Here is a 14,588-nt window from a genome sequence, read left to right as displayed (position 1 = left end):
TTAATCTTTCTCGTGTATAATAATACAGTAAAGGAGAACGGTATGCACAAGAATAGAGTAAATATTTTGGGTACAAAATTTGACAACTACACTGAAAAACAATTTCACAAGTATTTGAGTGACGATATGGACGGTAGATCTAACCGTTTCATCGTTACACCAAATCCAGAAATAGTCCTTTCAGCCCGCGAAAATCCCGAATTTTCAAAAATAATCAACAGTGCCGATTATGTCATTCCCGATGGGATTGGAATCATTAAAGGTGCTAAGACATTGGGTACACCAATGCACGAACGTATCACTGGATTCGATACTTTGATGTTTCTAATAAAAACTGCCAACAGAAAGCAACTCAAAGTATATCTTCTTGGCGCAAAACCAGAAGTCATTAAAGCCAGTGCCGACCGCATTGAACGTGAATTCCCACAGATTGATCTAGTTGGATATCACGATGGTTATTTCAAAGACGACCAAGAAGTTGTCGATGATATTGTGGATAAGAAGCCTAATGTTGTTTTAGTGGCTTTAGGATCACCTAAGCAGGAATTCTTCATTGACAAGTATCGTCATCAAAATGATGCTATTTGGATAGGCGTAGGAGGCAGTTTTGACGTCTTCTCAGGGACTAAGAAGCGTGCGCCTAAGATATTCCAAAAGCTCAGTTTAGAGTGGTTATATCGCTTAATTAAGGAGCCTACTCGCTTTGGGCGTATGTTAGCTATACCAAAATACATGAGACTGATAAACGCTGAGAAAAAGCATTCTGTGAAGTAGTGCTACTGCCGCTGAAGATGTTCAACAATTCCATCTGCCGTCGGACCGGCTTAAGTCTTCGTCTTAAGCCTCGCTTTGAAGCCTGTAGTCTTCAAAGTCGTCCAGTGTACTAAGCGATAAATCGCCTAGTACACTATCACGGCGGATTCCATTGTTGATCATCTTCAGCTAGTTTTTTCGTTGATTTGATTCGTAGTCGCTTGATGATTTAATTATTTCGTTGAAAAATTAATTAAATAGTATATTACAATAATTTTGATAATCCTCTTATAGTTAAAAGCCTATAAGGGGATTTTTTGTATTTTGTACTTAGACTTAACCATTCAAAAAAACATCCAATCTTATATTAATTAAACTATCATAGAACAACCAATCAAATCAGCTGGAGGTCAGCAGTAATGGAATCCGTGGCGATTGTGCTGTTAATGCGGGCGGTTTTCCCACATTTACAGCACGGATGTCTTTCTTGATTTGCGGTCTATGCAAAGCAAGAAAGCAAAGTTCGAGACCGCTTTTTGGCTCGGACTGGTCCCGCCACAGATGGAATTACTGCTGACCGGAAGCGGAATAGTAAGCAAAAATAAAAAATGGCTACATCTCAGAAAAGCTCCAAGATATAACCATTCAAAAACATATTCAATTTTATATTATTTAAACTACCAAAGAACAGCCAATCAAATCAGCTGGAGGTCAGCAGTAATGGAATCCGTGGCAAAAGTGGTGTTAATGTGGTGATTTTCCACATTTACAGCACTGGATGTCTTTCTTGATTTGCGTGGTTTATGCAAAGCAAGAAAGCAAGATTTTAGACCGCTTTTCGGCTCAAATCGGTCCTGCCACAGATGGAATTACTGCTGACCGGAAGCGGAAAAGGAAATCAAAACCCTAGTCCCGCACCCCAATAGTATAAGGATCCTCATTAGTCCGTAACAAAATCCGTGCATTAAACATTGCATAGGCCAGAATCCCTACGAAGTAAATACTTACTGAAGGAGCTTCGATCACATGTCCAGTCAATAGTGCCATTCCAAATCCTAAAGCAACACTGGCAACCAACAATGACCACTTGTATGACCACATGTACTTAAACTTCATAAAGAAAGTTCCTATCAAGTAAATCAAACAATAGATCAACGGTGCCATATAGACAAGTGTTCCTAAGAACCCGAATTGGAAGAAGATATCGATATAATCCATCTCAACCAACTTAGCATTTTTAACCTTCTTAAAGTTAGTAGCATAACCCATTCCGAAGATCTTTTGGGCAGGTGTTGCTTTAGCGAAGTTGTGTGAGGCATTCTCGAAGTAGATAGTACGTCCACTCAATAAGTATGAAACTGTCTTATTAGTCTTGACGTATTTCTCTTGATCCTTAGTTAGACCTTTTTTAGTCTTAGCTTTTTTCTTCTTGTACTTGATCATCTCACTATGTAATTCTGCAGTTCTTGAAACTGCCATAGCTGGATAGGCTAAGAAGATACCACCAAGCGTTATTACTAAGATTCCAGCCAAAAACGCCATGAGTTTCTTGCTAGCTCCACGACGGAAGAATTGGATCACGGTCGACAAGATACCCATACAAATACCGAAGATAACTGCAAGCAACGAGCCCTTCGTACCGATCAGTAAGGCTGAATAGATTGCTATGATGATCGTTACCCAGTAATAAACTCTAGTCCAAGTATCGATCTTTTCTAGAGCGTACCAAATCATAATTGGGAATGTTATTGAAACAATGGCACTCAACTCATTGGCAGCAAAGAACCAGCCACTTTCACCCAACTTGTAGTATGAATAAGAACTGAATGAGCTACCAGTGAAATGAGCAATTATCATAATGACACTGACAATGTTGATTGCATAGAAAATTGCCTTAGGGAAGAAACGATTGATGATTCGATCTTCGGCTAATTCTTCAAACGCATAGAAATACGCCAATAACATTACAGGATAGTACAAACTCTTTGCCAAAGTTGTTAATTCTAGTGATGGAACAAAAAGTGTCTTTGTTCGCATGTTAACGACTAAATTTATTACTGACATTAATGCCAATAGAACAAAGTAGCCGATTATCATGAAGCCTTTTTTATTATCACGATTTAATATTAAATATATCAATAGATAAAAGACGGTTACGGCCATAACAGCCATTCGAATCAGTACACCAAATGTGACATCGATGTGCATTCTCATCATTAAGCCGGTGATAGAATCTAATATCGGTTGAAATACAATATACAGCATTAAGAAAATGCTATATTTTTTTACAAAGCTTTGCATAAATGACTCCCAGCTAAATATTTTGAAACGGTGTTGTTTCTATATTACCTTAAATTACCCTCGAAAAAAATATCTGACTTTATCTTTCTAGATAAAATTCAAAACGATCTCCGGCATATTGTGAACGTACATATTCGAATGGACGTCCATCATCTAAGGTTGTTACTTGACGCAAACGTAAAATTGCTGAACCACGCTTTACTTTCAATAGTGTAGCAATTTTTTCTGATGATAGCATAGCTGACACAGTCTGAGTGGCAGTCCCTAAGCGCAAACCTGCTTTATCCTCTAGGGCTTTGTACAGAGAAGACGTTATGTCTTCCTTGTCTAGATCACTAACGATCGATGTAGGAATGGTAGTTACCTCAAAGCAGATCGGTTGGTCGTCAGCGTAACGAATTCTTTCCATTCGCAATACTTGTTCCCCATCACTCAACTTGAGTTTTTCCATCTCACTCATGGATGGATCAGCGACGTGATAAGAAACCGTCTTACTCGATGGTTTCTTACCTTGTCCTTCAGTGATCTCGGTAAAACTAGTTGTTCCAGACATCTTCTCTTGAACCTTACTGCTAGAAACGTATGTACCTGATCCAACCTGACGTTGTAGGATTCCCTCATCAACTAAGGTTTGAATTGCTTGTCTGAGAGTCATACGACTTACATCGAAGTCTTCGGCTAGTTTACGTTCAGAAGGTATTCTTTCGCCAACTGCCCACTTACCTGATTCGATTTCTTTTTTGATTCTGTTATGTATTTGAATGTAAACTGGAACTCTCATGTTTAAGATTCTCCTTTTGAGCAGTTAAGTGCCTTTAACACTAATAGAATAGATTATACCGTAATTCGGATAAATAATAAAAAAAAGGACCGATGAAATCGGCCCTTTTTTGTAAGTATTGGGTTAGCTGGATTCGAACCAGCGCATGATGGAGTCAAAGTCCATTGCCTTACCGCTTGGCTATAACCCAATTAATGGAGGGGAGTGGATTCGAACCACCGAACCCGAAGGAGCGGATTTACAGTCCGCCGCGTTTAGCCAGACTTCGCTACCCCTCCATGTCTTTACTCGACTTAATTATATTACCGAAAATATTTAGACATTTCAAGTATTTTTAGAAGATTTTTTTAATTGCATCAAAAAAAGAGCCGACTCGATTTGAGTCCGCTCTTATAAAATATATTATTTAAAATACTTCCTAGTTAACACCCTTCATGAGTGGTTTGATCTTAGGCACAAGCAATGCCAAGATGATACCTACTACAAGTGTTACAACACCTGTAACACCGAAGAACATCATTTCGTTACTTGGGTTACCAGGTTCGAATAACTTAACAAGTTGCGCATTAGCAGCTTGTCCGGCTGAATCAGCCAAGAACCACATACTCATCATTTGTGACGAGAATGCCTTAGGAGCTAGTTTAGTTGTAGCAGACAATCCAACTGGAGAAATCAACATTTCACCAATTTCAATAATACCCCAACTTAGAACCAACCAGAGTGGACTAACCTTACCATCTGAGCTTAATCCAACTAGAGGGATCATCAGTACGAAGTAAGAAATAGCTGTAGCAACCAAACCTAGCCAGAACTTCGAAGGTGAAGATGGTTGTCTCTTACCTAACTTAAGCCATAACCATGCAAATATTGGTGAATAGATGATGATAAAGAATGGGTTAAGCATCTGGAATTGAGGTGCAGAAATACTGAAGTTAGCAAAGTGCAATTGTGTTTGTTCAGCCGCAAATAGAGCTAGAACAACTGATCCTTGTTCTTCGATTGCCCAGAAAATAGCAGCAGCGATGAACAATGGAATATAAGCAATAACACGAGAACGTTCAACCTTAGTAACCTTCTTGCTAGTAAGCATCATTACGAAGTAACCAACAGGCAAGGCAATACCAAGAATACTTAGAATAACAATGAAGTTATCAACTGTTAATGCTTTGGCGAATGCCATGATAGCCACAATAACAATTATGGCAATAACACCATAGGCAACACGTCTGTAGAACTTCTTAAGTTCTGAGCCTGAGATTGGATCTGGAGCATGTAAACTTGATTCTGGAAGGTATCTTCTACCATCCCACCAGTAAACAATAAGTCCAATAAACATACCGATAGCAGCTAATGAGAAACCAGCGTGGAAGCTGAAGTGGTGCCACATTGAGTTAACCGCTTGTGGAGCAATAAGTGAACCCAAGTTGATACCCATGACGTAGATACTGAAACCAGAATCACGACGTGGATCATCATCTGTATATAGTCCACCAACCATTTCAGAAACATTAGGCTTCAATAAACCAGTACCGATAGTAATCAATCCGATTGAAAGGAATAATCCAGCTTCCCCTAATGGGAATGACAAGGCGATGTGACCAAGCATGATCAAGACACCACCCCAGAAGACAGTTCTTCTGGCTCCCAAAATTCTATCACTGATATATCCACCAATAACACTAGACATATAAACTAGCGAACCGTAGATAGACATAACTGATGCGGCCGTGACTTGGTTCATTCCAAGTCCACCCTTATCTATAGCATAGTACATATAGAAAAGTAAGATGGCACGCATACCATAGTAACTGAATCTTTCCCAGAATTCAGTTAAGAACAATGTTCGCAGACCTATAGGTTGTCCGAAGAAACCTCGGTCTTTCTTCTTTTCATCCATTAAAAATTCTCTCCTCACATTACACAACAATAGGTTAATATTAAGCTCTTGAACGCAATCTGTCAAAACTTTTTTAATATTTAGTCCAAAAATGTTGTTATATCAACAAAAAAAAATAAGAGTATTTTAATGTGAACTCTTATTTATTGTTAGATAGCTACGTTTTTAAGCCACAAGCTTTCATTATTTATGATGTTTAAATGCCATTGTGGCCGCAACTGCCTCTCTCCAACCGTTGTAGAGATTCTTACGAACTTCTTCTTCCATCTTAGGTTCATAGTCACTACCAATTTGGTAATTCTTCTTAATATCATCTAGATCTTTCCAGTAACCACTACCTAGTCCTGCTAAAAAGGCTGCTCCTAAAGAAGTCGTCTCCAATTCAGCAGAGACTTGCAGTGGGATTCCTAATAGATCGGATTGGAATTGCATCAAGTAATCATTCGCGGTTGCCGCACCATCGACCTTTAAGACTTCGATTGGGATCTCTGAATCAGAACTCATCGTATCAATAATGTCCTTAGTCTGATAAGCAATTGCTTGTAGAGTTGCCTTGATAAAATCATCGTCAGTAGTTCCACGAGTAATACCGAAGACGGTACCATGTGCCTTGTCATCCCAATAAGGAGCACCTAATCCAGAGAAGGCCGGCACAACATAGACTTCGTTGTGATCAGTCGATCTCTTGGCGGCAGCGTCAGTATCAGGTGTGTGTTTGACAATTCTCATCCCATCACGCAACCACTGCAAAGCTGCACCGGCAACAAAAATACTACCTTCCAAGGCATAAGTTATCTCACCATTGATTCCATAAGCAATTGTCGTCAATAGATTGTTATCTGATAAAGCTGGCTTGTTACCAGTATTCATTACGGCAAAAGCGCCAGTACCATAAGTGTTCTTAACCATTCCTGGTTCAAATGCCATTTGCCCGAATAATGAAGCTTGTTGTGATCCCGTCATACCAGTGATAGGTACTTCTGAACCATAAAAATGATAATTCTTAGTTACACCGAACAATTCTGAATTAGACTTAACTTCCGGTAACATTGCCTTAGGAATATTGAATAACTCTAATAATTCATCATCCCACTTAAGATCATTGATGTTGTAGAGCATCGTCCGACTGGCATTAGCATAGTCAGTTAAGAAGCTGTCACCATCAGTCAATTGCCATAATAACCAAGTGTTGATCGTCCCAAACAGCAATTCACCCTTTTCAGCACGTTCTTGAGCACCGTCGACATGGTCTAAGATCCAGCGGATCTTCGTGGCTGAAAAATACGGACTCACGATCAAGCCAGTTTTTTTGTGGATCTCTTCTTCATAACCATTTTTGATCAAATCATTAGCCAACTCGGAAGTTTGACGACTTTGCCAAACAACAGCGTTGTGAATTGGCAAACCAGTCTTCTTGTCCCAAATAACCGTGGTTTCACGTTGACTAGCGATACCGATCGAATCGATTTGATCAGGTTTGATCCCTGATTCAATCAACGTCGTCGCAATTGTTGTCTGTACAGCATTCCAGATCTCTGTTGCATCATGTTCTACCCAACCAGGATTTGGTAGGATTTGACGAATCGGATGGCGGGCTGAAGCTATTTTTTTGCCAGCATGATCAAAGATAATGGCTCTGGCAGTTGTTGTACCCTCATCGATTGCAAGTATGTATTCTTTTTTTACCATTTTTATCCTCACATAATCTAATAACACCAAAAAGGTTTAATCACTTACACAATTAAACCTTTTTGTATTATTAATTTATTAATTATCTCTATTTAATAGCTTTATGCTTGAACTGTCTAGTAGCACTTACGGCTTGTTGCCAACCTTCATATAAGTAATCTGAACGTTTCTTGTCCATTTCCGGCTTGAAAGTAGCACCCGTAGCGTAATCTTTTTTGATTTCGTCTAAGTCCTTCCAATAGCCAACAGCTAATCCAGCTAAGAAGGCAGCACCTAGAGCAGTGGTTTCAAGATCCTTGGCACGTTGAACTGGCGTCTGCAAAATATCAGCTTGGAATTGCATCAAGAACTTGTTATTAGCAGCTCCACCGTCAACCTTTAAGGTTGGAATATCAATGCCTGTATCCTTCTTCATCGTGTCAATAACATCACGAGATTGATAAGCTAATGATTGGAGGGTTGCCTTGATAAAGTCTTCACGGCTAGTTCCACGTGTCAATCCGAAGACTGCACCACGAGCATCGGAATCCCAGTATGGAGCACCCAATCCTGTAAAGGCAGGAACAACATAGACTTCATCGTCATCATGAGAATTAATAGCAGCTTCTTCTGATTCTGGAGCTGAGTCAACCAACTTCATGGCATCACGCAACCATTGAATAGCTGATCCAGCAACGAAAATACTACCTTCGAGCGCATAGTAAACTTTGCCATTGATACCATAACCGATCGTCGTCAATAAGTTGTTATCAGATAATTGTGGCTCTTCACCTGTATTCATAACTACGAAGGCACCAGTACCGTAAGTATTCTTAACCATTCCTGGTTCAAAGGCCATTTGGCCGAACAAGGCAGCCTGTTGGTCACCTGCCATACCTGATATTGGAACTTCAGAACCGTAGAAATGATAGTCCTTAGTCTTACCATAAACTTCAGAATTAGGACGAACCTCTGGAAGCATCGCTTCAGGAATATTCAAGATCTTCAAAATATCTTGATCCCACTTCAATTCATGGATATTGAATAACATCGTACGACTGGCATTAGAATAGTCAGTCACATGAGCGGCTCCACCTGATAGTTTCCATAAAAGCCAGCTATCGATCGTACCAAATAACAATTCACCATTTTCAGCACGTTCTTGAGCACCCTTAACGTGATCCAAGATCCAGCGGATCTTCGTAGCTGAGAAATATGAATCGATCAATAGACCAGTCTTTTGATGGATCATATCGTCATAGCCGTCTTCTTTAAGCTTATTGGCGATATCTGTCGTCTGACGACTTTGCCAAACAATTGCGTTATAAATCGGTAATCCAGTCTTCTTATCCCAAATCACAGTAGTTTCACGTTGATTCGTAATACCGATCCCTTTAATTTGGTTTGGTTTAATACCAGATTCAATAAAGACATTAGCAATAGTTGATTGAACAGCGTTCCAAATCTCATTAGCGTCGTGTTCTACCCAACCAGGTTCTGGGAAATGTTGCGTAAATTCACGCTGAGCATCTGCGACCTTGCTTCCTTTTTTGTCAAAAATAATCGCACGTGTACTTGTTGTTCCCTCATCGATTGCCATAATGTATTCATTTGACATTTCTGCACCTCATCTCTTTATGTAAGCGTTTCATGATAAAATCTTATAACATTTAGCTAGATATTGAAAATTAAAAGACTTATTTTGCAATAATTAGCTATTTCACAAACATTTTACTACTATTTTTATTTAAATATTTATTAAAAGCTAAATATATTGCAAAAATAGCGATTGAAATAATTGAAATTATCCAACCTAACTTCAAACCTGGAAATTGATATTTTAGCTCTATCTTATGGTAGCCCTTATCTAGGTCTATCGCCATTAAATTACTGATAACTTTATGAATCTTAACTTTTTTACCATTATCATAAGCTGTCCAGCCATTATCATAGGGAATACTCAATAACAGTGGTGAATTCTTCTTGACCGATATCGTGCCTTTGACCGTATCGTGATTCAAGTCCGAAGTTATCTTCATTGAATTAGCACGGAACTTATCTATAGTTGCCTCATACTTATCATAATCAAGTGAACGGAAGTAACTCGGGTTGATCTCCAACGGTTTACGTGTCAGAATTTTGACTTCGACAGATTCATTTTTCTTAAAATCACCCAAGTCCATAACGGCAGCCTTTTGTACTTCTATCTGTGGAGTGTTGATACGGCGGCCATTGACATAGATTCTGGAGGCATAATAATTGAATGGTGATACATAGAAGTATAACGGTCCAGTAGTTTCAGTTTTCAGTTGATAAGTGTACATAGTTCTCTTTTTGTGGTTCTTTTGCGACATAGTATTGATTGAAGCATTCTTCAAATACTGCGTGTCAGTACCATTCAATGACTGCCACAAACGATTTTGGTTATCCAAGGCTCGCTTAGGTATCATCTGAAAATCATAAACATCATTGCTGACCAAGAAGCCTAAGGTTGGTGCATCATAATGTTCATTAACGATATAACGATGATCCAACTGACTGATATTGAAGTAAACGCCGAAGAGTGCGTTGGTAATATCAGTTCCACCGAAGTGACTGATCCGTCGAACGTTGAAACTGAAATAACCCAGATCATTCATCATCGTCATAGTATCTTGATTAAGTGTGGAGCTGTACAGACTGAGTCCATTGATATTGAACAATACCGGATCATTGTAATTATTGTACTGATCTGGAAAGGCCTTGTTCAATCCTGACTTCGAAACAATGATTCGATGTCCCGGATGACTGCTGTTCTTTACATCTGTCAAAATATTATTTTCACGTTGATACTGTCGGCTATATACTTGTTGATTCCCCAAATAGGCCGTATCAAGCACCGAATTGAAGTTAGCAAAAACTTCAAACGAGATCATTGCCAGAATACCAATGCCGATATACTTATTCTTACTGAACATGATTATTAACAGACCTGAGATAACGATACAGATCAAACTCAGCCAAAAATAGTGATAGTTATACGCATTATCAGGCGTCTCGTAGCCCATTCTCTCAATGAATCTAGGAACTAGCCATTCCGTTGCATAACCAATACAGATCAAAATACCAGCCGTACAAGTTGACTTGATAATAGTATGAACATCCTTGAAGACCCCTGCTGAAAAAGCTTTATGAGCTACAAAGATACAGACAAAAGAGAAAATAAAACTATTTCTGAACGGGAATCCCGCTGGATTTTGGAACATATGCCAAACTGTATTAAAAGTCGTCACAAACATACTGGCCAGCAAAATACCGATCAAGAACATCGAGTGATTCTTGTCGGACTTGGACACTCGATTACTGAAGAAGTAACTCAGCAACAAAATCAAAACCGTCGAAGTCATAAAGACCGATGGTCCGTGGTGCAGTCGCTGCATAAAGGTATTGCCGCCGATTCCTAATTGTGTGAAGGCTTCGAATCCGAATCGAGCTGAAGGTAAATAATTAAAACTATCGAATGAAGTCTTCGCCGTCTTCAACATTCCTGCAAAAGTCGGTATCAACACTACTGCAGCACTCAGTCCTCCCAGCAGTGAAGCTACAATATAATTCCTAATCGTGACAAAACGTGTCCGTTGCTGCATCAGGTTGTTTTCCAAAGCTAAATATATGAAGAAACACACTGAAAAAATACAGAGCATGTAGCCCAGATAATAATTAAAAATAATTGATAATAAGATCGAAAAATAATACAAAACAAATTTATTATCCTGAATAACACGCATGACACCAACCGCTACGATCGGCAACATGATCAGAGCATCCAACCACATTAGATCGTAAAAATACGAAGCCGTGAATCCACAAAAACTATAGGCGATCGTAAAAATATAATTCGAAGGACGTGACTGCTTGAAATATTGCGTTAGAAAATAAGCCATCGACACGCCCATGGCCGAGATTTTCAGCATAATAATCACGTCAGCAGCTACTGGAACTGCTTGAGCTTTGAATAATACTAGTAACAAATTAAAAGGCGATAACAAATAATAGCTGATGATTGGGAAAAAGTTATCCCCCAACGACTGACTAAACAAATATAAATGGAGATTTCCGTGAACTAATTGCCGGCGCAACTCGGTTAGAAAGGCAATATATTGTGTTCCCAGATCACTCGTTAAAAAATTATTATTTCCAAACGGAACTAAGCCGTTGAACCAAAAAATCATTGAAATAATGATCAAATTGATTGCAAAGGCACCCAAATAATATCCAATACGATTTTTTTTCATCCTGAACTCCCATTAAACTACCTTAAAACCTTACGTAATTAATAACATATAATCAAGTCGATTACATCAAAAAAGGCTTGATTTTGAGTATACGTTAGATGGTCTATTGCCAGGGTTTCTATTGCCGCTAACGGTGGGCAACAATTCCATCTGCCTTGGGACCGGCTTAAGTCTTCGTCTTAAGCCTCGCTTTGAAGCCTGTAGTCTTCAAAGTCGTCCAGTGTACTAAGCGATAAATCGCTAAGTACACTATCACGGCGGATTCCATTGTTGCCCATCGTCAGCTATTTTTCGTTAGCACTTAAATAGTGTACCCACTTAAAAAGTAATATTACATTATTAACGACAAAAAAACTGTGGCAATAACTGATACACCAGCGATAGCTAAAAATGGATGTTTTTTCATATGATTCACCTCTTTTGATGACTATGCATACATAGTAACCGGATATTATGAAAATAATCCGCTCAAAATAGGAATAAAGTGTGAAAAAACATCCAGCAAAATTAAGTTCTTAAGTAGCCTTTTTCTTGTTCGACTGCTTTTTGACCTGCCAAATTCAAGTAATCAAATGGATTATTGAAGTTCGGTGAGAATAACATATCTAACAAGGCAAGTTGATCGATCGTGGCATCGTTCTGGATCAAGGCTGAAACTGTATTGGCAGATTGTGATACATCATGTTCACTCATCAGCTGAGCACCCAAGATCTTGCGGGTATTGCGATCATAGACTAATACGACTGTAACTGGCTTCGTATCCGGCATGAAATCTGGTCGGTAAGGTCCAGTATAGACGATGTTGGCAACATTCAGGTTTGCTTCCTTAGCATCTTCTACTGTCAATCCAGTAGTGGCGACGGTTTGATTGAATACCAACATCCCCGTTGTCGATTGTGTTCCGATCGTTCTCAATCGGCGATCCAACACATTGATACCGGCTAAGGTTCCTTGACGAACGGCGTGAGATGCCAGTGGTGAATATCTAACGGACTTCGTTGGATTATAATGGATGACTGACGCATCACCAGCTGCTAGAATATCTGGATTCGACGTATGCATGTAGTCGTCAACGATGATAGCACCATTTTCAGCCATATCGACTTGACCTTGAAGCAAATCAGTCTGAGGAATCATCCCAGCACTCATTGCTGCCATGTCGACTTCGTATTTTTTACCATCAGCAGTAACTTCCAAGGCGCCATTTTGAGTATCAGAAAAAGCCTGGACCCGAGCTCCAGTAAAGACTTGAACGCCGTTATCTCTGAGCTTTTCAGCAACAGCCTTTGAGATCACTGGTTCAACGTATTTGTTCAATAGATATTCTGATTGTTGGAACAACAATACCTCATGACCTGACTTAGCGTAACCCTCAGCCAATTCAACTCCAACATATCCGCCACCAATAACGGCGATTCGTTGCTTTTTCAAAGTTGAAGTACACAGATTGCGGGCTTGTTCGTAGGTCTTGCACAACAAGACTTTTGGATTTTCGATCCCGCTAATAGTTGGTATAGCAGTAATTGAGCCTGTTGCCACGATCAACTTATCATACGTGACCTTTTCCATATTCTTAGTTTCAAGGTTTTGAACTAACAGTGAGTGCTTATCTGCATCGAGACTGATGACATCATGATTCATCTCCATGTCGACTCCTTGACGTTCAAAATCTTCCGGTTCGGCATATAGGGCATCTGAAAGTGTCTTAACAGTTCCCTTGATATGTAAATACGTAGCGCAGGACAAATAAGAGATACTATTTTGACGTTCATATACTGTAATTTCCGTTTCAGGATAATAATTTAAAATCTGTTTAACGGCAGCTATGCCTGCATGAGTACAACCAATGACGACGACTTTCATAAATTAACCCTTTCTTTCTGTCGAATATTATCATAGTATATTATAGTGTTATATTAAATTATGTAAATAATTATATTTTGGAGGAAACGTTTATTGACATCAGTTTATCGTTATTTTGTTCAACCACAAGTAGATACTCATACGGATACTATCATTGGATACGAATTATTAATGAAGAAACATACACCGGAAGGTTGGCGCTTGCCAGAATCATTCTCCGCAATCGATCCACAAATCACTGCCGATTTATTAATTGAAACAACCAAGGTACTATCAGACAAGGTTCGTCGCTTATCCGTGAATATCAGTCGTGAGCAACTTATGACAACAACGATTTCTGAAGCAATAATCCAAAGTCAGCAACAAATTTACCCAACTAAGTTAGTAGTAGAACTAACTGAGGATGACAGCCCTCATAATTATCCGATAGAAGAGATCATCCAAAAACTGTCAGATTTTTTGGATAGAGGAATGCAAATATCACTTGATGACGTTGGAACAGGTATTAATCATTTTCAAAACATCAAAGATTTATTACCATTTGCCTCAGAATTAAAATTTGCTTTACAAAACTTTAGTAAGAAGTTTATTGATGACAAGATGAAACAAAAAATTCATTTTTGGCATGCAATGAGCCAAGAATACGGTTTGCGCTTGATTATTGAAGGTATTGAAGACAAAGCTGATCATCAATTAAGTGACAAATTGGGTGTGCACCTTAAGCAAGGTTACTATTATAGTAAGCCGCAATTATTGAAGTTACCTCATGATTGTTGTTTGTATTAGAATTTGCTTGGTTGTATGCCGCTGAAGGTGGGCAACAATTCCATCTGCCCTGGGACCGGCTTAAGTCTTCGTCTTAAGCCTCGCTTTGAAGCCTGTAGTCTTCAAAGTCGTCCAGTGTACTAAGCGATAAATCGCTAAGTACACTATCACGGCGGATTCCATTGTTGCTCGCCTTCAGCTATTTTTTTCGTTACTACTTGATTAGAGTGATAATTAATTTTTCAAAATAAAACAGCACGTCTCGACAAAATCGTCAGACGTGCTG

The 14,588-nt window shown here is 39.1% G+C and carries 9 protein-coding genes and 2 tRNA genes; 2 read left to right on the top strand and 9 right to left on the bottom strand.

What is annotated here, in order from left to right:
- Nucleotides 1-42 precede the first annotated feature (42 nt).
- Nucleotides 43-774, top strand: coding sequence for a WecB/TagA/CpsF family glycosyltransferase (locus U8519_RS08100; RefSeq protein WP_334329814.1), 732 nt, complete (start codon nucleotides 43-45; stop codon nucleotides 772-774).
- Nucleotides 775-1,659: 885 nt separating this feature from the next.
- Here U8519_RS08100 and U8519_RS08095 read toward each other — a convergent pair.
- From U8519_RS08095 to U8519_RS08055, 9 genes are all read right to left on the bottom strand, one after another.
- On the bottom strand, nucleotides 1,660-3,054 hold the full coding sequence (locus U8519_RS08095; protein WP_334329813.1) for an O-antigen ligase family protein: 1,395 nt from the start codon (nucleotides 3,052-3,054) through the stop codon (nucleotides 1,660-1,662).
- 79 nt (nucleotides 3,055-3,133) lie between these two features.
- Nucleotides 3,134-3,835, bottom strand: a complete 702-nt coding sequence (locus tag U8519_RS08090) for a GntR family transcriptional regulator (RefSeq protein WP_334329812.1) — start codon at nucleotides 3,833-3,835, stop codon at nucleotides 3,134-3,136.
- 118 nt (nucleotides 3,836-3,953) lie between these two features.
- Nucleotides 3,954-4,025 (bottom strand) — tRNA-Gln (locus U8519_RS08085).
- A 5-nt stretch (nucleotides 4,026-4,030) separates the two neighbouring features.
- Nucleotides 4,031-4,113, bottom strand: a tRNA-Tyr gene (locus U8519_RS08080).
- 140 nt (nucleotides 4,114-4,253) lie between these two features.
- Nucleotides 4,254-5,732 carry a peptide MFS transporter gene (locus tag U8519_RS08075; RefSeq protein ID WP_334329811.1) on the bottom strand — a complete coding sequence of 493 codons (1,479 nt, stop codon included), beginning with the start codon at nucleotides 5,730-5,732 and terminating at the stop codon, nucleotides 4,254-4,256.
- Nucleotides 5,733-5,915: 183 nt separating this feature from the next.
- Nucleotides 5,916-7,421, bottom strand: a complete 1,506-nt coding sequence (gene glpK / locus U8519_RS08070) for a glycerol kinase GlpK (protein WP_334329810.1) — start codon at nucleotides 7,419-7,421, stop codon at nucleotides 5,916-5,918.
- An 88-nt stretch (nucleotides 7,422-7,509) separates the two neighbouring features.
- Nucleotides 7,510-9,018: a glycerol kinase GlpK gene (glpK, locus tag U8519_RS08065; protein WP_334329809.1), complete on the bottom strand. Its 1,509-nt coding sequence runs from the start codon at nucleotides 9,016-9,018 to the stop codon at nucleotides 7,510-7,512.
- A 97-nt stretch (nucleotides 9,019-9,115) separates the two neighbouring features.
- On the bottom strand, nucleotides 9,116-11,674 hold the full coding sequence (locus tag U8519_RS08060; protein WP_334329808.1) for a YfhO family protein: 2,559 nt from the start codon (nucleotides 11,672-11,674) through the stop codon (nucleotides 9,116-9,118).
- Nucleotides 11,675-12,181: 507 nt separating this feature from the next.
- Complete coding sequence (locus U8519_RS08055) at nucleotides 12,182-13,537, bottom strand: FAD-dependent oxidoreductase (protein ID WP_334329807.1); 1,356 nt, start codon at nucleotides 13,535-13,537, stop codon at nucleotides 12,182-12,184.
- Between the two features lie 93 nt (nucleotides 13,538-13,630).
- On the opposite strand from U8519_RS08055, the gene U8519_RS08050 reads away from it, so the two are divergent.
- Entirely contained in the window at nucleotides 13,631-14,323 is a 693-nt protein-coding gene (locus tag U8519_RS08050; protein WP_334329806.1) for an EAL domain-containing protein, read from the top strand.
- The last annotated feature ends 265 nt before the right edge of the window (nucleotides 14,324-14,588 follow it).

The sequence above is a fragment of the Companilactobacillus sp. HBUAS59699 genome, assembly GCF_036913575.1.
In the GTDB taxonomy this organism is placed as follows: Bacteria; Bacillota; Bacilli; order Lactobacillales; family Lactobacillaceae; genus Companilactobacillus.
Note: the sequence above shows the minus strand (reverse complement) of the source record. Positions and strands in the feature narration are given on the sequence as shown.

Bases quoted from the DNA above. Each gene is read 5' to 3' on its own strand.
- U8519_RS08100 (WP_334329814.1), top strand. From the start codon at position 43: ATGCACAAGAATAGAGTAAATATTTTGGGTACAAAATTTGACAACTAC.
- U8519_RS08095 (WP_334329813.1), bottom strand. From the start codon at position 3,054: ATGCAAAGCTTTGTAAAAAAATATAGCATTTTCTTAATGCTGTATATT.
- U8519_RS08090 (WP_334329812.1), bottom strand. From the start codon at position 3,835: ATGAGAGTTCCAGTTTACATTCAAATACATAACAGAATCAAAAAAGAA.
- U8519_RS08075 (WP_334329811.1), bottom strand. From the start codon at position 5,732: ATGGATGAAAAGAAGAAAGACCGAGGTTTCTTCGGACAACCTATAGGT.
- glpK (WP_334329810.1), bottom strand. From the start codon at position 7,421: ATGGTAAAAAAAGAATACATACTTGCAATCGATGAGGGTACAACAACT.
- glpK (WP_334329809.1), bottom strand. From the start codon at position 9,018: ATGTCAAATGAATACATTATGGCAATCGATGAGGGAACAACAAGTACA.
- U8519_RS08060 (WP_334329808.1), bottom strand. From the start codon at position 11,674: ATGAAAAAAAATCGTATTGGATATTATTTGGGTGCCTTTGCAATCAAT.
- U8519_RS08055 (WP_334329807.1), bottom strand. From the start codon at position 13,537: ATGAAAGTCGTCGTCATTGGTTGTACTCATGCAGGCATAGCTGCCGTT.